At 57.9% G+C, this 21,221-nt stretch carries 16 protein-coding genes and 1 tRNA gene; 6 read left to right on the plus strand and 11 right to left on the minus strand.

The annotated features are described in order from the left end of the window. Positions 1-9: 9 nt before the first annotated feature. The 5 genes from EA797_RS05875 to fadB all read right to left on the minus strand — a co-directional run bounded on the left by EA797_RS05875 (position 10) and on the right by fadB (position 7,154). Positions 10-528, minus strand: a complete 519-nt coding sequence (locus EA797_RS05875; RefSeq protein WP_122164197.1) for a DUF6586 family protein — start codon at positions 526-528, stop codon at positions 10-12. Positions 529-581: 53 nt separating this feature from the next. Then, complete coding sequence (gene topA / locus EA797_RS05880) at positions 582-3,194, minus strand: type I DNA topoisomerase (protein WP_122164198.1); 2,613 nt, start codon at positions 3,192-3,194, stop codon at positions 582-584. A 311-nt stretch (positions 3,195-3,505) separates the two neighbouring features. Further along, entirely contained in the window at positions 3,506-3,733 is a 228-nt protein-coding gene (locus tag EA797_RS05885; protein ID WP_122164199.1) for a DUF1653 domain-containing protein, read from the minus strand. Positions 3,734-3,813: 80 nt separating this feature from the next. Further along, a complete protein-coding gene (fadA, locus tag EA797_RS05890) occupies positions 3,814-4,989 on the minus strand; it encodes an acetyl-CoA C-acyltransferase FadA (protein ID WP_122164200.1) in 1,176 nt (391 codons plus the stop codon). A gap of 17 nt (positions 4,990-5,006) precedes the next feature. Further along, positions 5,007-7,154, minus strand: coding sequence for a fatty acid oxidation complex subunit alpha FadB (gene fadB / locus EA797_RS05895; RefSeq protein WP_122164201.1), 2,148 nt, complete (start codon positions 7,152-7,154; stop codon positions 5,007-5,009). A 440-nt stretch (positions 7,155-7,594) separates the two neighbouring features. Between fadB and EA797_RS05905 the strand changes: the two genes are divergently transcribed. Together EA797_RS05905 and EA797_RS05910 are read left to right on the plus strand one after the other, a co-directional pair. After that, positions 7,595-9,628 carry a S9 family peptidase gene (locus tag EA797_RS05905; RefSeq protein WP_122164203.1) on the plus strand — a complete coding sequence of 678 codons (2,034 nt, stop codon included), beginning with the start codon at positions 7,595-7,597 and terminating at the stop codon, positions 9,626-9,628. Positions 9,629-9,751: 123 nt separating this feature from the next. Then, the gene (locus EA797_RS05910; protein ID WP_122164204.1) at positions 9,752-10,108 is read left to right on the plus strand and encodes a YgaP-like transmembrane domain; all 357 of its coding nucleotides are present in this window, start codon (positions 9,752-9,754) and stop codon (positions 10,106-10,108) included. Positions 10,109-10,199: 91 nt separating this feature from the next. On the opposite strand, the gene EA797_RS05915 is transcribed toward EA797_RS05910, so the two are convergent. The 5 genes from EA797_RS05915 to EA797_RS05935 all read right to left on the minus strand — a co-directional run bounded on the left by EA797_RS05915 (position 10,200) and on the right by EA797_RS05935 (position 15,012). Further along, positions 10,200-11,225, minus strand: coding sequence for a succinylglutamate desuccinylase (locus EA797_RS05915; RefSeq protein ID WP_305127014.1), 1,026 nt, complete (start codon positions 11,223-11,225; stop codon positions 10,200-10,202). Further along, entirely contained in the window at positions 11,197-11,484 is a 288-nt protein-coding gene (locus tag EA797_RS05920; RefSeq protein WP_122164205.1) for a topoisomerase II, read from the minus strand. Before EA797_RS05920 ends, EA797_RS05915 begins: the two co-directional genes overlap by 29 nt. Before the next feature lie 58 nt (positions 11,485-11,542). Beyond that, positions 11,543-12,763, minus strand: a complete 1,221-nt coding sequence (locus tag EA797_RS05925) for an aspartate aminotransferase family protein (RefSeq protein ID WP_122164206.1) — start codon at positions 12,761-12,763, stop codon at positions 11,543-11,545. Between the two features lie 118 nt (positions 12,764-12,881). Beyond that, positions 12,882-13,577 (minus strand): crotonase/enoyl-CoA hydratase family protein, encoded by a 696-nt coding sequence (locus EA797_RS05930; protein WP_122164207.1) that lies wholly within the window; start codon positions 13,575-13,577, stop codon positions 12,882-12,884. A gap of 130 nt (positions 13,578-13,707) precedes the next feature. Further along, complete coding sequence (locus tag EA797_RS05935; RefSeq protein ID WP_122164208.1) at positions 13,708-15,012, minus strand: HD-GYP domain-containing protein; 1,305 nt, start codon at positions 15,010-15,012, stop codon at positions 13,708-13,710. A 230-nt stretch (positions 15,013-15,242) separates the two neighbouring features. Here EA797_RS05935 and EA797_RS05940 point away from each other — a divergent pair. The 3 genes from EA797_RS05940 to EA797_RS05950 all read left to right on the plus strand — a co-directional run bounded on the left by EA797_RS05940 (position 15,243) and on the right by EA797_RS05950 (position 17,604). Next, positions 15,243-15,332: transfer RNA gene (locus tag EA797_RS05940), tRNA-Ser, on the plus strand. Positions 15,333-15,971: 639 nt separating this feature from the next. Then, positions 15,972-16,346 carry a rhodanese-like domain-containing protein gene (locus EA797_RS05945; protein WP_425275563.1) on the plus strand — a complete coding sequence of 125 codons (375 nt, stop codon included), beginning with the start codon at positions 15,972-15,974 and terminating at the stop codon, positions 16,344-16,346. A gap of 136 nt (positions 16,347-16,482) precedes the next feature. Continuing rightward, positions 16,483-17,604, plus strand: coding sequence for a mechanosensitive ion channel family protein (locus EA797_RS05950; RefSeq protein WP_122164209.1), 1,122 nt, complete (start codon positions 16,483-16,485; stop codon positions 17,602-17,604). Between the two features lie 39 nt (positions 17,605-17,643). Here the strand turns inward: EA797_RS05950 and acs are convergent, their stop codons facing one another. Further along, positions 17,644-19,602 carry an acetate--CoA ligase gene (gene acs / locus EA797_RS05955; protein ID WP_122164710.1) on the minus strand — a complete coding sequence of 653 codons (1,959 nt, stop codon included), beginning with the start codon at positions 19,600-19,602 and terminating at the stop codon, positions 17,644-17,646. Between the two features lie 246 nt (positions 19,603-19,848). Here acs and EA797_RS05960 point away from each other — a divergent pair, with 246 nt between their 5' ends. Further along, positions 19,849-21,189 carry a DUF2254 domain-containing protein gene (locus EA797_RS05960; protein WP_122164210.1) on the plus strand — a complete coding sequence of 447 codons (1,341 nt, stop codon included), beginning with the start codon at positions 19,849-19,851 and terminating at the stop codon, positions 21,187-21,189. Positions 21,190-21,221: the final 32 nt, after the last annotated feature.

Raw genomic sequence — 21,221 nt, forward strand, 5'->3', positions numbered from 1 at the left:
AACAAGTATTCACCACTCGGTAAGTGACTCGCGAAAGCGCAGCGCAAGCTCTTTGAGGTTGCGCCGCCAGGACTCAACCTCATCACGCCCCAACGCCGGTATCTCCTCCCCCACGCTAACCGCTTCAATCAAGGGCATGGTTGGGTCCGTCTTTGCCTTTAGCGGCGCTCGTGGCGGCTCGAACAAACCGCCATTGGCCTTGAGCAGCTGTGCCAGCCAGGTTTCCGAGTGCTCGGCCATTTCGATCAGCTCTGCCAACTCGGGGCTCGGTGAAGAGCTTTGTGCAGAGCGCACCAACAGAAGTTCTGCGCGCGGCGCGGCAGCGTCGGGCAGCCGATAGTAGCCGGCAATCTCATGGCAGAGACTCAGCAACGCACCATAGAGATGGAAAATGCTCGCCTCGCGCTCCGCCTGGATTAGACCTGGTGCGTTCATGGCGCCTTTTTCTTCAGCTCTACGCCAGTTCTCGAGGGCAAGCCCAGCAAAGTAGATTTTCTGGTTCGTTCGGGTGTAGAGCTCGTGAGCCATGACGCACCTCTCCCAAGGGTTGAAACGCTACAGGTTGAGCCTGCCGCTAAGGCCTATTTACCGGTGCTCTTGTCTTCGATCTTCCACTTTCCGCCATCGAAGAATGCCTTCCAGCCAGTAGGCTTGCCGTTGACCTCTGTCTGAACATACTGCTCCTTGGTCTTGCGGCTGAACCTGATGACAGCAGGACGGCCTTCATTGTCCTTCTGCGGTGCGCTCAGCAGGAAGTGATACTTCGGATCAATCTCATCCTTGTGGGGAAGCAGCTCTTTGACCAAGGGCGCACGAGTTTCGCGATTCTTCGGAAACTGGCTCGCAGCCAGGAACAAGCCGGAGGCGCCGTCTCGGAGTACATAAGTGTCGTCCACTTTTTCGCATTTGAGCTCAGGCATCTTCACGGCATCCATTTTTGGCGGTGCCGCCTCGCCGCTGCGAAGCAATTTACGCGTGTTCTTGCACTCGGCATTGGTGCAGCCAAAGAACTTGCCGAAGCGACCGGTCTTGAGCTGCATTTCACTTCCGCACTTATCGCACTCGAGACTCGGCCCCTCGTAGCCTTTGATGCGGTACTGACCTTCCTCGATCTCGTAGCCGGTGCAATCCGGGTTGTTGCCGCAGATGTGCAATTTATGGGTCTCATCGAGGAGATAAGCGTCCATTGCCGTGCTGCAAATCGAACAGCGATGCTTACCCAGCAGAACACGTGATTCCGACTCACCTTCGTCATCCGCGGCGATCTCATCGCCCGGAATGAGATTAACCGTTGATTTGCAACGTTCCTTTGGCGGCAGGCTGTAGCCAGAGCAGCCAAGGAAGACACCGGTAGAGGCCGTGCGAATCATCATCGGGCGACCGCAAACCTTGCACGGGATATCCGTCGGGGTTGGCTGATTGGCGCGCATTCCGTTCTCGCTGGCCTCGGCGACCTCAAGCTTCTTCTTGAAGTCCCCATAGAACTCGTCGAGTACGTGCTTCCACTCACGTTCACCTTGGGCGACGTCGTCGAGGTTCTCCTCCATGCCGGCCGTGAAGCCGTAATCCATGAGGTTGTTGAAGCTTTCCGAGAGGCGTTCGGTAACGATATCTCCCATCTTCTCTGAGTAGAACCGGCGGTTATGCAGCGAGACATATCCTCGGTCCTGAATCGTGGAGATGATTGCCGCATAGGTAGAAGGTCGCCCAATGCCGCGCTTTTCCATCTCCTTGACCAGGCTCGCTTCGGAGAAGCGAGCCGGTGGCTTGGTGAAATGCTGACTCGGGTCGAGCTTGATCAGCTTCATCCCGTCGCCCTTGTTCATATCAGGCAGCACGTCGTCTTCACCGCTCTTGCTCTGCTGCGGCATGACCTTGGTGTAACCGTCGAACTTGAGAATGCGGCCTTTGGCACGAAGCTCGAAATTGCCAGCGGTAACCGTCACGCTTGTGGACAGATACTGGGCGGGCGGCATCTGGCACGCGACGAACTGACGCCAGATAAGGTCATAGAGACGCTCGGCGTCGCGCTCCATGCCAGACAGCTGAGCGGGACGAAGATTGACGTCGGAAGGACGAATCGCTTCGTGCGCCTCCTGAGCGCCCTCTTTGCTGGAATAGAAGTTTGGCTTTTCCGGCAGGTACTTGTTGCCGAACTCATCCTCGATGAAACCACGGACCATGGTCAGGGCATCAGCCGACAGATTGGTCGAGTCGGTACGCATGTAAGTGATGTAGCCCGCCTCGTACAGACGCTGCGCCATCATCATGGTCTTTTTCACGCCGAAGCCGAGGCGGTTGCTTGCAGCCTGTTGCAGGGTCGAGGTGATGAACGGCGCCGACGGCTTGCTGCTGGTCGGCTTGTCTTCGCGCTTGCTAACGCTGTAGCTCGAATCCTTGAGTTGCTCAAGTGCAGCCATCGCATGGGACTGATTGAGCGGCTTGAAGGCTTCGCCGTTTTCACGGGCGACCTCGAAGCGAACCGTGGCGTTGTCCGCCGTGGCGAGGTCTGCGTGCACCTCCCAATATTCCTCTGGCACGAAGGCACGGATTTCCCGTTCGCGCTCGACCACCAGCTTCACGGCGACAGATTGAACACGGCCGGCAGACAAGCCGCGGGCAATCTTCGCCCAAAGCAGCGGGGAAACCATGTAGCCCACCACACGATCGAGAAAGCGACGAGCCTGTTGAGCGTTGACCCGGTTGATATCTAGATCACCCGGCTTGGAAAAAGCCTCTTGAATGGCCTTCTTGGTGATTTCGTTGAACACCACACGCTTGTAGCGGCTATCGTCGCCACCAATGGACTCACGCAGATGCCATGCGATGGCCTCCCCCTCTCTATCCAAGTCGGTCGCGAGATAGATGGTATCGGCTTCCTTGGCCAGGCGACGAAGTTCATCGATGACCTTTTCCTTGCCGGGCAGGATCTCGTACTTGGCCTTCCAACCGTGCTCTGGGTCGATGCCCATCCGCGTGAAAAGCTGACGCTTGGCTTTCTCCTTCGGCGAGAGCGCAGGGGCTTCTGCCGATGCGGCCTTGCCGCGCTTGACCGGCTCCTTGTTGGCAGAGCCGCTGGTGGGAAGGTCGCGGATGTGGCCGATACTCGACTTCACCACGTATTGGTTGCCCAAATACTTGTTGATTGTCTTGGCCTTGGCCGGTGATTCCACGATGACCAGCGATTTACCCATGGAGAGGAGAGTTCCTGAATCGAGAGGTGAACTGAGAAATTTAGATGGTAGCTGCAGTGTCGCGAACGACGTCAGCCTGCCAAAACTAGAGAAGCAATGCAGCGAATTCCAGCACTGCCGAAGGGGCGAACGCTCACGCCAACTTCTTTGAACTCGCTGCTATATCCGATGACCACCATGCGGCCCGGTGGGTTTTCAACGTCCGAAACCGAGCGGCATTGCCTGTACTCTGTCCGAAAAGCACCGCTATATATAGTGGCGACAGAGCTGAGGTCAAGCGCAAGGGTTAAGCCAATACGCCCGAAGGAGCCTCAAAATCGGCTCGGTTCCGCTTCGATCAGAGCAAAACGGGGAAGCGTTTCGCCGTCGACTTCCACCGTCTCGGTGAACATCGACAATGGCCGAACCCATAGACCGAAATCCCCATACAGCGCCTGATAGAACACTACCGGTTCTTCGGTTTCGGAATGCATGGCGACGGCATACACCCTATATTCTGGCCCTTTATAGTGACGATAGCGGCCTGGGGTAACCTGCATCGGATAGGTCTCCAAAAAACATTGCATCTCTGAAAATGAAAACCGGGGCACGTGGCCCCGGTTTCCGTGTCACGAACAGCTTAGACGCGTTCGAACACCGTGGTGATACCTTGACCCAGGCCGATACACATCGTAGCCACGCCAAGCGTACCGCCGTTCTGCTTCATCACGTTCAACAGGGTGCCCGAAATACGAGCGCCCGAGCAACCGAACGGGTGCCCCAGTGCGATGGCGCCGCCATGCAGGTTGACCTTCTGCTCCATCTTGTCGAGAAGCTTCAAATCCTTCAGGACAGGCAACGCCTGGGCAGCGAAGGCTTCGTTGAGCTCCACGTAATCGATGTCATCCATAGTCAGACCGGCACGCTTGAGTGCTTTCTGAGTGGCCGGCACAGGGCCGTAACCCATGATCGCCGGATCCACACCGGCCAAGGCCATGGAGCGAATCACAGCCATCGGCTGGATACCCAGATCCTGCGCCCGCTGTGCCGACATGACGATCATGCAGGACGCACCGTCGGTGATCTGCGAAGACGTGCCAGCAGTCACGGTACCGCCCTTCGGATTGAACGCTGGCTTTAGCGCGGCGAGGCTCTCGAGGGTGGTCTCCGGGCGAATGGTTTCATCGTAGTCGAAGACCTTGAGGAAACCGTTCTCGTCGTAGCCCTCCATCGGGATGATTTCATCCTTGAACATGCCGTCGACGGTCGCTTTGTGCGCCAGACGATGAGAACGTTCGCCGAAGGCATCCTGCTGCTCGCGGGTGATGCCATGCATCTTGCCCAACATCTCAGCGGTCAGACCCATCATGCCGGACGCTTTGGCAGCGTACAGCGACAGCTGCGGGTTTGGATCGACACCATGCATCATGCCGACGTGGCCCATGTGCTCGACACCACCTACGACGAAGACATCACCGTTACCGGTCATGATCGCCTGAGCGGCGGTATGCAGCGCACTCATGGAGGAGCCGCACAGGCGGCTGACGGTCTGTGCAGCGCTGGTATGCGGGATACGGGTCAGCAGCGAGGCCATGCGGGCCACGTTCCAGCCCTGCTCCAGGGTCTGGTTGACGCAGCCCCAGATCACATCTTCCACTTCGGCCGGGTCGATTTTGGAGTTGCGTGCCAACAAGCCATCGATCAGGTGCGCGGACATGGTCTCGGCGCGGGTGTTGCGGTGCATGCCGCCCTTGGAACGACCCATCGGGGTGCGGCCGAAGTCGACAATGACGACGTCTCTCGGATTAAGGCTCATATCTCTTCTTTCCTCAATTAACCGTAGAAGCTCTGGCCGCTGGCAGCCATCTCACGCAGCTTCGCAGTCGGGTGATACAGCGGGCCAAGGTCGGCGTACTTGTCGGCCAGGGCTACGAACTCGGCAACACCGATCGAATCGATGTAGCGCAGCGCACCACCACGGAAGGGAGGGAAGCCGATGCCGTAGATCAGACCCATATCGGCCTCGGCAGCCGTTTCGACGATGTTGTCTTCCAGGCAGCGGACGGTTTCCAGGCAAAGCGGAATCATCATGTAATTGATGACGTCTTCGTCAGAGAGCTCGCGGGTCTCGCTGACAACCGGCTTCAGCAGCTCGTAGGACTGCGGATCCACTACCTTCTTCGGCTTGCCTTTCTTGTCCATCTCGTAGACATAGAAGCCCTTGCCGTTCTTCTGGCCGAGGCGGTTGGCGTCGTACATCACGTCGACGGCCGTTCGGGTGTCGTCCTTCATGCGATCCGGGAAGCCTTCAGCCATGACGTCACGGCCGTGATGGCCAGTGTCCATGCCAACGACATCCATCAGATAAGCCGGACCCATAGGCCAGCCGAACTTCTCCATCACCTTGTCAGCGCGGACGAAATCCACACCATGAGCGATGGCGCGAGCAAAGCCGCCGAAGTACGGGAACAGAACGCGGTTGACCAGGAAGCCTGGGCAATCGTTGACCACAACCGGACTCTTGCCCATCTTCTTGGCGTAAGCAACGGTGGTGGCAATCGCCGTTTCGCTGGTCTTCTCGCCACGAATCACTTCCACCAGCGGCATCATGTGTACCGGGTTGAAGAAGTGCATGCCGCAGAAATTTTCCGGACGCTTGAGCGCCTGGGCCAACAGGCTGATGGAGATGGTGGATGTGTTGGAGGCGATGATCGCATCCTCACGCACCAGGCCTTCGACCTCGGCAAGAACCGACTGCTTGATCTTCGGGTTCTCGACCACGGCTTCAACCACGATGTCGACGTGACCGAAATCACCGTAGGACATGGTTGGGCGGATGGCGTTGAGGGCTTCTGCCATCTTTTCCGGAGAGAGACGACCTTTTTCGACGCGCTTGCCGAGGAGCTTGGAGGCCTCGTTCAGGCCCATCTGAATGCCTTCTTCGCGGATGTCCTTCATCAGGATCGGCGTGCCTTTGACAGCCGACTGATAGGCGATGCCACCACCCATGATGCCGGCGCCCAGCACCGCGGCCAGCTTCACTTCACGGGCTTGCTTGTCGTAGGCCTTGGCTTTTTTCTTCAGCTCCTGATCGCTAAGGAACAGACCGACCAAGCTCTGCGCGACCGAAGTCTTGGCGAGTTTGACGAAGCCTGCAGCCTCGACTTCGATCGCCTTGTCGCGGCCAAAATTGGCGGCTTTCTGAATGGTCTTGATCGCTTCGACAGGCGCCGGGTAGTTCGGGCCAGCTTGACCGGCCACGAAACCTTTCGAGGTTTCGAAAGCCATCATCTGCTCGATTGCGTTGAGCTTTAGCTTGTCCAGCTTCGGCTGACGCTTGGCCTTGTAGTCGAGTTCGCCGGAGATAGCGCGCTTGACCAGATCCAGAGCGGCGGCTTGCAGCTGATCGGGAGCGACTACGGCATCGACGGCGCGAACCTTGAGAGCGTCTTCAGCACGGTTTTCCTTACCGGAAGCGATCCACTCGACGGCGTTATCGACGCCGATCAGACGTGGCAAGCGAACGGTGCCGCCGAAGCCTGGATAAATGCCCAGTTTCACTTCCGGCAAGCCGACCTTGGCGACGGCGGACATGACGCGGTAGTCAGCAGCCATGCACATTTCGAAACCACCACCCAATGCGATGCCGTTGATGGCGGCGACAGTCGGGACACCGAGGTCTTCGAAATCACTGAAAATCTTGTTCGCTTCGAGGTTACCGGCGACCAGCTCCTCGTCGGACAGCTTGAAGTTATCGACGAATTCGGTGATGTCTGCACCGACGATGAATACATCCTTGCCGCTGGTAACGATTACGCCCTTGACCGAAGCATCGGCCTTGATGGCGTCGACTGCCTGGCGAAGGTCATTGAGGGTGAGGCGGTTGAACTTGTTGACGGACTCACCCTTGAGGTCGAAATTCAATTCGACGATGCCGCTCTCAAGAGCCTTAACCGTGATGGCTTTACCTTCGTAAATCATCAACTGATCTCCACGGTATGGAAGCTGAACGTTACGTGTCGCACGTCATCGGCCTGAAGACCGTCACCGTTCCCGGTGAAACGACACCCACCGACACGATAAACCGGGCTGACGGCATTTGCGTGGCAAACGCTCGATTCATACGCCCGTTTGATTTGGGTGAGCACACCTTCATGGAAAAGCGATCCATTGTCAATCAGCTGACTGATCACACCAGGCGGCTCACTGGCAATCAGAGCGGTAAGCCTAGCCAAGGCCGGCCACACTGCAGTGGAGACCGCATGTATTTCATCGGTGGGCATTCACGCAGTTAATGCGTTGATGGGGCCAATGAACACCTACCGCAAGGATCGTCACAGACGGGTTTGCAACAGTACACTCAGTGCAGCCGCCCATTTTCGTACCGCTGCGCCAGTCGCGGCGGCGCTCAGGAGTTATAAATGTCTGCCCCGATTGCTCGAGTGGATGCTGGTGTCGATCTGTACAAATGGATGGAAAACCGTGATGCACCTGAGGTCATCGACTACCTCAAAGCCGAGAATGCTTATCTGGACGACCAATTGGCCGAGCAGGCAGAGCTCCGTGAAAAGCTGTTTCAGGAGATCAAGGGCCGCATCAGGGAAACCGACCTTTCACTGCCCTCCCCCTGGGGTGGGTGGCTCTACTACCAACGCACCACCGCCGGCGATGAGTACCCACGCCACTATCGCTGCCCACGGCCAGCGGACGGTTCGTTCACAGTGGTTGAGACCGCCGAACAGCTGCTGCTCGACCCCAATGAACTGGCAGCTGGAAAATTTCTGTCTCTGGGCGCGTTCAGCGTCAGCCAGGACCATAGCAAACTGGCCTACAGCCTCGACACGCAGGGCGACGAGATCTATCAACTGTTCGTCAAGGACTTGCAAACCGGCGACGTGATTGCCCTGCCTTTCGAAGATTGCGACGGGAGCATGACCTGGGCCAACGACAATCGAACACTGTTCTTCGGCGAACTCGACGAAACCCATCGGCCGCACAAGATCTACCGCCACCGCCTGGGCGACAGCGATCGCGCCGAGGTCTATCACGACCCGGATGGTCGCTATTTCGTGCACTGCTACCGGGCCAGCTCCGAACGTCAGCTAGTGATTCTCTCCAACAGCAAGACGACCAGCGAAGCCTGGGTGCTGTCAGCGGATCGACCCGATGGCGACTGGATTTGCCTTGCGCCGCGCCAGGAAGAGCATGAGTACTACCCGGACCATGGCTTGCTAGATGGTCAGTGGAGCTGGCTGATCCGCAGCAACCAGGCCGGAATCAACTTCGCGCTTTACCATGCACCTGAGCGCGCGCCACAGCGAGATCAGTGGCAAGAGCTGATTGGCCATAGCGCGTCAGTGATGCTCGAGGATGTAAGCCTCAATGCAGGCGCCATCACGTTGAGCCTGCGTGAAGCAGGGCTTCCGATCATCGAGGTTCGCCCCGCAGCGGGATTCCACTACCGCGTGCAGCTGCCCGATGCAGCCTACAGTCTGCACGTTCACAACACACTTGAGTTTCACAGCCCGGTAATTCGTCTACGGTATGAAGCCTTGAACCGGCCTGCTCAGATTCGCCAATTGAACCTGGCCGATGGCGAGCAGACGGTTCTCAAGGAAACGCCGGTGGAGGGCCCCTTCGATGCCGATGCCTACGAAAGCCGTCGTATCTGGGCGACAACCGCCGACGGTACCCAAGTGCCGATCAGCCTGGTGGGGCGCCGCGAGCTGCTGGGAAAACCGTCACCGCTTTATCTTAACGGTTACGGCGCGTATGGCCACAGCCTCGACCCCTGGTTTTCCCATGCGCGGCTGTCACTGTTGGACCGCGGATTCATATTTGCCATCGCCCATGTACGAGGGGGCGGTGATCTTGGCGAGGCCTGGTATCGCGCCGGGAAGCTGGAGCACAAGGCGAACACCTTCACCGACTTCATCGCTTGCGCCGAGAAGCTCATCGCCGACGGCTATACCGAGCCGGGTCGACTCGCCATCAGTGGTGGCAGCGCCGGCGGACTGCTGATCGGGGCGGTCTTGAATCAGCGGCCTGAGCTGTTTGGCGCCGCAATTGCTGAAGTGCCCTTCGTCGATGTGCTGAACACGATGCTCAACGCTGACCTGCCACTAACGGTCACCGAATACGATGAATGGGGCGATCCTAACCAGCCAGACGTTCATGCACGAATAAAAGCTTACGCCCCTTATGAAAACGTTAGAGATCAACCGTACCCGGCTATTCTCGCCGTAGCCGGCTACAACGACAGCCGCGTGCAGTACTGGGAAGCGGCCAAGTGGGTGGCCAAGTTGCGCGCCCACAAAACCGACGACAACCTGCTACTGCTCAAAACTGAATTCGGTGCCGGGCACGGCGGCATGAGCGGACGTTACCAGGCGCTCAAGGACGTAGCTCTTGAATATGCGTTCGTCCTTAAAGTGTTCGAAATGGCTGCTCGCTAACGTTGTCGACCGGGGCGGGCTCCGTCAGCCCTGACTCTGATCCTGGGCTTTACCGACTTGTGGTTGGAACAGGTTCAACGCGCCAGGGTCATCTATCACACCATCGTCTTGGAGTGATTACACATGAACAAATCTGACAAGGCTTCACAAAACGTGCACGGCTGGGAACGCGCAGCCTCGATCGCCGGCGGCTTGTACTTCCTTGGTAAGGGACTCAGCCGCGGAGGTTTGGGCGGGCTGATTCAGTTGGGCATGGGTGGCATGGCATTAGCTCGGGGCGTAACCGGTCACTGCGAAGCGAAACGCGTGCTCTGCGATGTAAATGAGCAAACCAAGATGGCCGAAGGGAACTCGCGCAGCATGCCTCTGGAACGCAGTGAAGCTGACGATGCTCGCATGAAGGCCAACGCGCAGGCGGCCACAGGGACGGCGACCGTTACGGGTAACGACTCACTCGCCAACCCGCCAGCGGGTGTCTGAGTTCAAGGTGGCGCGCGATCGAGGCGCGCCTCTTTGCCCGTTGATCATCGCCTGAGTTTGGCTCCAGATCCGAGCCTCCAGAACCAAGCGGTTAATCTAGCGGCACCACGATGAGACCGGCGCGTTCGCCGATCGCCACATCCATCATTGGAAACAGGATTCGAGCATCTCGCTCCTCCACCACCCAGCTCAGACCATTCTCATCCTCCGCCAAGAGCATGCCGGGTGGAATTGGCGTGAAGTTCTCGATATCTGCAGGCAGAAGCAGCGAAAAGTGCTCGCTGTACTTGACGATCTCCCGGGCCAAACGGAACTTCATCAAAGAGCCAGACTGACCAATGCGAACAGGCTCGACAGCCTCTATCCAATCCCGCGCAGCCTGGAGAAGCTCGTCAAGACAGGCCGGCCAAGTGTCATCAGGCGCCTCAGCCACTTCGAGAGTGAAGGCTTCTGCTTGGTGACGAGCCGCGGTATGTGCGCTGAACGTCCCCGATGGTTTATGTTGTAACAGCAACCCGTCCACCGCAGCCTGCTCAAGACGCCTCAAGCTCTCTGACGTTATCTCGCGACCTGGCACCCACGGGCTTATCGCGAACTGAGGCAGCTTGGAGGCGCGCATGGCCGAGTGCAGATCGTAGTGCCAGCGGCGCCGATCCGGCTCATCAAAGAAGGCTGCAACCAGGGCTTCGAGTTCAGAGGCGCGGCGGGCTTCATCGCTCTCCCCCCCTGCGTGCTTGCCACAGAACAGACGATTCAGATCCTGGCCAACCCGCCGCACCCCTTGCCGCATGGCGGGCGGATTACAGAACATCAACAGCAATCGAGCACGCGGGTGAACCTCGCCGCGTCCGATGGCCTTTATCAGGCTGTCGAGAAGCTTGATCGGGACGACTTCACAGCCATGCACCCCGGCTGAGAGCACCAGATCGAGCCCTTTATCCTGCCCTTGGGGCGGCGACACCTGCATGACACCTTCGGCCAGCCATTCCAACTTGGCGCCACTGGCGCTGAACTGGATTTTTTCGTCCGGCTCGCGCCCGCTCAGCGTTAGCTCCAACAGCTGAGCGAGCACCGGGATGCAACGACGGTCAGTGGTCGTGATTGCAGTCAGGTCCATGGACATGATCGTCGTCGGTCGCCTCAACCGGCTCCATCTCAAGCTCGAGGCTGACCAGATTGGTTGCCAGTGGACGAAGCAGCAGGTTGGCGTACTCGGTGTCCCCGTCTTCCACATCCACGCCGATCATTAGCTGGTTGTTTCCGACTTGCTGAATCCAGACTTCCCGCCCCTGCCACATCACGGCAAAACGGGTGCAGGACGTCTCAAGCTGTGTGCCATCCACGTCTTCCAGGATCAGTTGCAGGCTGTCGCTCATAGTTACACTCTCGAATAAAGTTGAGGCAGGAATCGACTCCTGCCAGAACACGCCTTACTCAGGCCTGGGTCAATTTTGCGGCAGCACGGTCGAAGCGGGTCAGGCCTTCGGCGATATCGGCCTCTTCGATGATAAGGCTAGGGGCCAGGCGTATTACGTCGGGACCGGCCTGCAGGATCATCAGCGCCTCGCGCTCTGCTGCGTCGAATATCTCACGTGCACGGCCTTTCCAGGCGTCGTTCAGCACGCAGCCAATCAACATGCCCATACCGCGCACCTGATCGAACAGGCCGTAGCGCTGGCCGATCTCCAGCAGGCCACGCTTGAAACGCTCATGCCGATCTCGGACCCCGCTCAGCACCTCAGGCGTGTTGACGATATCGACAACTGCCTCGGCCACAGCGCACGCCAGTGGATTGCCGCCGTATGTGGTGCCATGGGTACCAACGCTGAAGTGTGCGGCAATCTCGTTGGTGGTTAGCATCATGCCGATCGGGAAGCCACCGCCCAGGCTCTTGGCGTTGGTAAGAATGTCTGGCGTGACGCCGTAATTCATATAAGCAAACAGCTCACCGGTGCGGCCCATGCCGGTTTGGACTTCATCAAGAATCAGCAAAGCATCGTGCTGGTCGCACAATTTACGCGCGCCTTCGAGGTATGCCTGGTCAGCCGGTAATACTCCACTTTCACCCTGGATAGGCTCCAGCACTACGGCGCATGTCTTGTCCGATATGGCAGCAGCAAGCGCGTCCAGATCGTTGTAGCCGACATGGCTGATGCCTTGGATCTTCGGACCGAATCCGTCGGAATACTTGGGCTGGCCGCCCACTGTGACAGTAAATAAAGTGCGGCCATGGAAGCTGTTGACTGCCGAGATGATCTCGCATTTTTCCGGCCCGAACTTGTCATGCGCGTAGCGGCGCGCAAGTTTGAAAGCCGCCTCGTTGGCTTCTGCGCCTGAGTTACAGAAAAAAGCGCGATCGGCGAAGGTCGCGGCTGTAAGCTTCTTGGCAAGACGCAGCGCCGGCTCGTTGGTGAATATATTGGAGATGTGCCAGAGCTTGCCGGCCTGCTCGGTCAGCGCAGCCACTAGCGCCGGATGAGCATGGCCGAGCACGTTGACGGCGATGCCTCCGGTGAAGTCGATCAGCTCTCGCCCGCTCTGGTCCCATACTCGCGAACCCTGGCCACGCACCGGAATGAAGGCAGCAGGTGCGAAAGTGGGAACTATGACCTGGTCGAAATCAGCGCGTTCTACCGGGGTGTGCGGGGCGGACATCGTGACTCTCCTGCGATGCAACACGAATAGGAAATAAAACGCCCCACCGTGGCGGGGCGTTGCTAGCGCAGTTTAAACGCAGCTTCAGCAGGTTTGGGTACGCTGCCGAAAATTCTCTTCAGGAGACGACAGAGTGCTGCTGGTCCAGCAGTATCGCCTGATCCAGCGTTTCGAGCAGGCCCTTGCGCGCCTTGAGCTTGGTGTTCTTGTGGGCGGTCATATTGATCTTCTTCAGCTGCTGCGCGGTTGCCTTGGCGACTTCCATCAACTCTTCGGGCTGGACGATCTTGTCGATGAACCCGGCGTCGCGCGCATCCTGAGGATTGAAGATCTCACCATTGATCACTGAGCGATGGAACGCCGGTTTGGTCAACCGATCCCGGGCGACCTCAATGCCCGAATGGTGCATCGTCATGCCGATCAGCACTTCGTTGAGGCCGATATTGAACGGACCTTCCACCCCGATCCGATAGTCAGCGGACAGCAAGAGGAAGGCACCCTTGGCAATTGCGTGGCCAGGGCATGCAACGATGATCGGAAATGGGTGCGCAAGCATCCGCCGGGTGAAGGTCGAACCCGTGGTTACCAATGCGATGGCATTTTCAGGACTGGAGGTCATCACCTTTAGGTCGTAACCACCAGAGAGGATTCCAGGCTGGCCGGTGATGATAATGACGGCACGGTCCTTTTCCGCCCGATCGAACGCATCATTTAGCGCGTCGAACACAGTCGGTGACAAGGCGTTGACCTTGCCATTATTGAGAGTCAGCGTGGCGATGCCGTCTTCGAGTTCGTAGGAAACCAGATCACTCATGACGATTATTCCTTGTTAAAAGTCCGCAGACGTTACTTAGCAAGGCTCACAAGGTAAAGCGTCATGGCTGACTGACAAGTCATGCATGCTGCGACGCTCCATCAAAGCAGACGTCATCCAGCATGGACGGTCAGCTTTCTGTGTACTCTGGCTCGAGTTCGAGCACTGCGAGCAGCTCTGGATGCATGATTGTCTGTAGCTGCGGATCGGCAATGAATAACCCGTGTGCACCATCGGGAATTCCGCTGCTGATCCGATAAGGCGTTCCGTCAGCGTCGACCGTGAGCTGGGAAAGGTCCAGGTAGCGCGCTTCGCAGGGATTCTTGTTCGCGTCCCGAAGAACGACCACTTTGGGGCGCAGATGCAGCTGAGGATGTTTTTCCAACACCAAACCCACTTCGCCCGTATGCAGCTCTACCAACGTGCCCACCGGGAACACGCCGAGCCAGCGTATGAATTCTTGCACCAGCGCATCATCGAATTGCTGCCCGGCACTGCTACGAAGTACATCGTAAGCAGCTTGAATCGGCCGTGCGTTGTCATAGGAACGATGGCTGGTGATTGCATCGAATGCATCGACGATGGTGATAACTCGGGTTGTGAACGGGATTTGGTAGTCATCCAGTCCCAACGGGTAGCCTTTGCCATCCAGCCGCTCGTGGTGTCCATGCGCGGCCTGCACTGCCGCCGCAGGAATGTCGTCCTGGCCTCGGAGCGCCTCATACCCAAAGGTGGGGTGCAGCTTGATGTGGCGAAACTCTTCCTCGGTCAGCTTGCCTGGCTTGTTCAGGACAGCCGGGTCGATCTTCATCTTGCCTACGTCATGCAGCAGACCGGCGATACCGAGCGTCTCGATCTTATCGTCCGACAAACCAAGGTGTGTCCCGAAGCCCATCGCCAAAATAGAGACGGAAAGGCAGTGAAGGCTGGTGTAAAGGTCCTGCGATTTTAGCCGTGTTAGCCAGAGCATCGCACTTTCATTGCGCAACATGCTCTCTAGGTTTCGCTTAACCAAAGCCTGACAGGCTTTGGTATCGATGGCCCGTCCCTGCTGAACGTCGAGGAGAACCTGATCCAGGACTAATGTGCTGCTGCGATAGGCTTCACGCGCCTCCTGCACTTCCAGCGAGAGCGGTATTCGGGTCATCTTGCGGGTGACGCGCAGCGGGGTCGCAGACGGTAAGATCATCTGCCCCTGGTCGACCAAGACCCGGCGGGTGTCATCAACGAATACATAGTCGCAGCGCTCGCGAACTGCCTGGATATGCTCGAGCTTCAACAGGGGGAACCCCTGAAACAGAAAATCGGTCTGACGCCACGGCCGATCCAGCTCGCAGATATACATGCCGAGCTCCAGATGGCTGACATGCAGGCGACGCTTTGTCGCAACCTCGACGACGTTGGGTCGCTTGCGCTTGCTTTTGAATAACTTCATAAAAGCCTTTCCTGGCTCTTCATATTCACTATGCTCAGCTGCGGGACCGCAGGATTCGATGCCAATAGCCCTATGAACCTTAGAGCAACATAAGGTTCATCGCCAACGACCACTTTGCCAGTACCCGAACAGCCGCTTAAGCGCATGAAAAAACTAAAAAACTTTTTGCCATACTGAAACTGTTCGGCTACATTAGCGCGCCTCGACGGACATCAAGCCCGTCGAGACCCGGTGAGGTGTCCGAGCGGTTGAAGGAGCACGCCTGGAAAGTGTGTATACGAGAAATCGTATCGTGGGTTCGAATCCCACCCTCACCGCCAGATCGAACACAAGGCCCCGTTTATCGGGGCCTTGTCGTTTGCGGGTTGCGATACGGCCATAGTCAGCCTTGAGCTCCTGTATCACCACCCTGCATATACATCGCCTCGACTGTTTCGATTCGACCCGCCATGCGCGATCCGCGAGCACGGCGTTTCCAATCGAGCCAACATCGATTGACCACACGATGGCTTTGCAGTCATTGCCGAAGCTGCTCTTCGTACTTCGAGCGCGTACTGACAAGTGGTCACAGCCCAGTTCGCGAACCTGCCCAAGCCACGCTTGCTAATGCCAAAGCCAGAGAGGCCGACCGTTTCGCAGTGATGGCCCGTAGTAGCCATCCCGGTAAAAGAACATGTCGCCAACCTGGAAGTCAGTCAACGCGCTTCACTCGCCCCCAGGCATGCAAGGCATACCTTCGATCCTTTGGTCTGCATATTGCTTGACTCAAACCAGACAAGTACGAGGGCCGCTTCTCCGCCGCCATACATTCCGGTGCCGGAGGCAAAGCGTTATAACAATCAACAAGGCCGCCATCATGTTCAAAGAGAAAAAGATCAGACAGGCTACGATGATCCTTTTGGCCACAACGATAATACTGGTCCTTCCGAATCTGACCCGTCTTTTCAGTTGAGATCATCATGAAGAAAACGCGCGCAGGCATGTATCGCTTCACTCCCCTGCTACTCGCCACAGCAGTGACCGCAAATGCTGGCGACATCGACAAGCCTGCAGCCCTCTCGGCCCTGCAGGAGTCCAACAGCGTATTGATCGATGTACGCACGGAGCAGGAACATGCCGAAGGTGCCCTTCCCGGCGCCAAGCGGATCGAGACAGCAGAGCTCTCTGAGCGTATTGGCTCCGTCGCACCTGACAAGGATGCGCCAATCGTTTTGTACTGTCGCAGCGGAAGGCGTTCATCGGCTGCTCAGGATCTGCTTCAGGAGCTGGGCTACAGCAGGGTCATCAATGCGGGTGCTTATGATGATCTGAAAACAGTCGTGCAGTATCCCTGACCAGTTTACGCTCAGCGTCATCTCCACCTCGTTTCGCCTTCCCTTCGATTTGCGGGAACTAATGCGCGGCCGTGGCTACTGAAAAAGGACCCACAGCTTCAGCGCCTGGTTGCGCATGCCCGGAGGAAACGAATTGATGAATTGGGATGTGATGTTGAACGAAGGCCTTTGGATCAACATCGCCATAATCGCCGGCGTCACCATAGCCAGCTATCTCGTGTTGCAGACCGTTGTGCGAATCGTCACCAATCGATTGCGCAAACTGGCTAAGGGATCCAGAAGCGGTTTCGTCGGTATTGCCGCTGAAATGCTCAGCCGCACCAGCCACATCCTCCTGATCGCGTTGTCATTGCTGGTTGCACTGAAGGTTGTGCAACTACCGGAGCGCTGGGAATCGGCGATGTCCCATGGCTGGTTCATCGCTCTGGCATTTCAAATCGCGCTTTGGCTTGATACAGGCGTACGCCTGTGGATGGATAGCCTGACCCATGACGGCAAGACGCGTAACCCGGTAACGACTACGATCATCGGCATCATGGTGCGCATCGTTGTATGGACGATGATGCTGCTATCGGTCCTCGCCAACCTCGGCGTCGACATTACCGCAATGGTCGCCAGCCTTGGCGTCGGCGGTATCGCTATTGCCCTGGCCGTCCAGACGCTGCTCAGTGATGTGTTCGCCTCACTGTCCATCGGCGTGGACAAGCCGTTCGAGATCGGCGACTTCGTAGTATTCGGTGAGGTCGCGGGCAACATCGAGCACATCGGCCTGAAGACCACACGCATCCGCGCGCTCAGCGGCGAGCAGATCGTCTGTGCAAATGCCGATCTGCTCAAGCAGACCTTGCATAACTACAAGCGCATGAATACGCGCCGCATCGTCTTCAAGTTCGGTATCACCTATAACACCCCTTCCGAGAAGGTGCGCGAGGTTGCGGCACTGGTGAGGCAGATCATTGATGGGGTAGAGAACGCCAAATTCGACCGCGCGCATTTCCTTGCATTCGATGACAGCCAGCTGACCTTCGAGGTCGTCTACATCATGCAAGTCTCGGACTACAACAAGTACATGGATGCGCAGCAGGAGATCAACCTGCAGCTGCTTGACGGCATACGCGGCATGGGCGTGCAATTCGCTTTCCCTACTCGCAGCGTAGAATTCATCGGAGGAAGTTTCCCCGAACTGACCGTCGCCGGTGTACCGAAGGAAAAGCCTGCCGCCAATCAGGACTCACCAGCCGCCCTCCCAACTGCGTGAAGGCATCGCGCGGCGGCCCACAACAGGCCGCCGTCGTGTTCATCCCTGCGCGCGCATCCGTTTATGGATATCGATCAATTGCGGAACGACCCCCGGATCGGCGAGGGTCGAGATGTCGCCCAATTGATCAAACTCGTCAGTCGCAATCTTGCGCAGGATGCGGCGCATGATCTTGCCGGACCGCGTTTTCGGTAAGCCGGGCGCCCACTGAATCACATCTGGCACGGCGATGGGGCCAATCTCCTTACGTACCCACTGCTGGAGCTCCTGGCGCAGTTGATCAGATGGTTCTTCGCCCGCCACCAAGGTCACATACACGTAGATGCCCTGGCCCTTGAGCGAATGAGGTACTCCAACTACCGCCGCTTCGGCCACCTTCCGATGAGCGACCATGGCACTCTCTATTTCCGCGGTGCCCATGCGATGGCCAGAGACGTTGAGTACGTCGTCTACCCGCCCGGTGATCCAGTAGTAGCCGTCTTCGTCGCGCCGCGCGCCATCACCGGTGAAGTACATGCCACGGAACGTCTTGAAGTAGGTGTCGACGAAGCGGTCGTGGTCACGATAGATGCTGCGCATCTGACCCGGCCAGGAATCGAGGATAACCAGATTGCCTTCAGTCGCGCCCTCGAGCAGATTACCCAGGTTGTCCACCAGACCCGGCACCACACCAAAGAAAGGCCGTGTGGCTGAGCCGGGTTTCAACGCAGTCGCGCCTGGCAGCGGTGTGATCAGAATGCCGCCCGTCTCGGTTTGCCACCAGGTATCGACGATCGGACAGCGCGATTTCCCCACCGTCTCGTAATACCAGTGCCAAGCCTCAGGGTTGATCGGTTCGCCGACACTGCCGAGCAGCCGCAGGCTCGAACCATCGGCGCCCTCCATCGCCGCCGCACCTTCAGCCATCATCGCGCGGATCGCCGTGGGCGCGGTGTAGAGGATATTTACCTTGTGCTTGTCGATGATGCTGGCGATACGGGTGACATCCGGATGGTTGGGGACACCCTCGTACATCAGTGTCGTCGCGCCGTTGGCCAAGGGCCCGTAGACCAGGTAGCTATGGCCAGTGATCCAGCCCACATCGGCGGTACACCAATAGACCTCGCCAGCCCGGTAGTCGAAGACCCGCTCGTGGGTGAGCGCCGCGTATAGCAGGTAGCCGCCAGAGGTATGCAGCACGCCCTTGGGCTTTCCGGTAGAACCGGATGTATAGAGGATGAATAACGGTTCTTCAGCCCCCATTTCCTTCGGCGCGCAGACATCCCCCGCGACCCGCATCAGATCCTCGTACCAGATATCGCGATGCTGATTCCACTTGATGTCACCGCCAGTACGCCGCACCACAATGATCTTCTGAACGCAGCCGGTCTGCGGGTTGGTCAGGGCCTCGTCGACATTGGCCTTGAGCGGCACAGTCTTACCACCGCGCAAACCTTCGTCGGCCGTTATCACCACTTTGGAACTGCCGTCGATAATACGCCCGGCGAGCGCCTCGGGCGAAAAGCCACCGAACACTACCGAATGAATGGCACCAATACGCGCACAGGCGAGCATCGCCACGGCCACCTCGGGAATCATCGGCATGTAGATGGTTACCACATCTCCACGGTGCACATCTTGCCCACGAAGGGCATTAGCGAATTTGCTCACTTCATGGTGCAGTTCACGATAGGTGATGCGGCGATGCTCGGAAGGGTCATCGCCTTCCCAGATGATCGCCACCTCATCGCCGCGCTGTTCCAGATGGCGGTCCAGGCAATTGGAGGAGACATTTAGCGTACCGTCGGCGAACCATTTGATGTCGACGTGATGATCGTCAAAGGAGGTCTGCTTGACGCGCGTAAAGGGTTTTATCCAATCGAGGCGCGAGGCCTGCTCGCGCCAGAAGCCGTCAGGGTTGACCACTGACTGCTGATACATGGCCTTATAAGCGGCCTCGTCAGTCAACGACCGGGCGGCCACTTCAGGATTCACGGGATACAGTGACGCAGCGCTCATGGTCATTACCTCACTCGTCGGTCTCGTTATTGTTTGAATAACCCCTGTCTTACAGGCGAACCATACGAATCCAAACCAAGCGCCTGGCAGACTTAATATTCGAGCTACGCCGGGCCGCAGTGTTCCGGCGCGCGACCGGCCGTCTCCAAAAGAGCATAGACCCTTCACCGGATGTGTACTTCCCGTTAGAAGGCTGTCGAAACACTACCGGCGCACCAAGCCCGCCACGCCAGATCAGCCTCACTGATGTCAGCCCCCTCGAACACCATTTACCGTCTCGTCAAGAGAGTTTCGGAAAGCATCGCCTTCTATCCGGCGCTGATTACGAGCCTCTACGCCATGCTTGCAGCTGGGATGCTCGCCTTCGAGGCGACTTCATTGGCTGCGTCGATACGTGGTTATTTCCCGTCCGGCCTGACCGATACCGACACGGGCCGGGAGATTCTCGGCACGTTGATCACCAGTATCGTCTCGCTGACCGTCTTCAGCTTCTCCATGGTAATGGTCGTACTCAACGGCGCAGCCGCCAGACTGACGCCTCGCGTCCTTCCGGGGCTGATCAGCGACACCCGTAACCGGGTGATCCTCGGCATTTACCTGGGGAGCACGCTCTACTATCTGCTGCTGATCAGCACCATCAACAAGAGCCACCCGAACGATCTCCCCTCGACCGGACTGCTACTCGCTTTACTGATGGGCATTTTCAGCCTGGCGATGTTCGTGGTGTTCATCCGCTCTGTTTCGCAATCGATTCAGGTCGACTGGGTGCTGAGCCAGCTCTATAGCGGCGCATGCGCGACGCTGGACAAACGCAAGAAACGTCTCGCCAGCGCAGGCGCGATGCCAGATGATCAGGACTGGTGGTGTTTGCCAGCAGCCAAGCCTGGCTACCTGCGTGCGGTGAACGAGCGACGCTTGGGCGAACTGTTGAGCACGCGCAGCCTGAAGGCCGTGGTGCAGGTGGAGCCGGGCTTCTTTCTGGTAGTGGGCCATCCACTGATCCGTTTCAGCCAGCCTTTGAGCGAAGACGATCAGGCGAGGGCGAGCGACTGTTTCGACTTCCACAATAACGAATTTGCCAGCGCTAACGTCTCATATGGCATGCGGCAAATCTCTGAAATCGCCGTCAAGGCGATCAGCCCGGCAATCAACGACCCAGGCACTGCCATGCGGGCGATCAACCTGATCAGCGTGCTGCTGCAGCGCCTGGGCGGGGTCCCACCATTCGATGTCGGCTGTTTCGACCAAGGCCAACCGCGCTTGTACTACCCGCAGTTAGCCATGCAACGGATGCTGGAAATGGTGATCGCTCCAATTCGGGTCTATGCCAGTCAGGATCCGCTAGTAATGATCACGCTGCTGCAATGCATGAAGAACGCCATCCTCGACAGTCCAAGCGAAGAACAGATAGCTGCCATCCATGAGGAGATCCGGGCCTTGCGCGATCAGGCAGACGCCCATGTGGAGAACTGGCGGGACCGGCAGGCAGTGAACGATGCACTTCAGAGGCTGTTAAAGCTGGAAGGAAGAAAGCATCCATGCGTGCAGTTGTTGCCAATCGAAAGCAAAAGCCTGGTGCCTGACTGATTCAAACTGCCGCTCAGCCTTTTAAGCCTGAC

The sequence above is a fragment of the Stutzerimonas zhaodongensis genome (assembly GCF_003696365.1).
GTDB classification, from domain to species: Bacteria; Pseudomonadota; Gammaproteobacteria; order Pseudomonadales; family Pseudomonadaceae; genus Stutzerimonas; species Stutzerimonas zhaodongensis.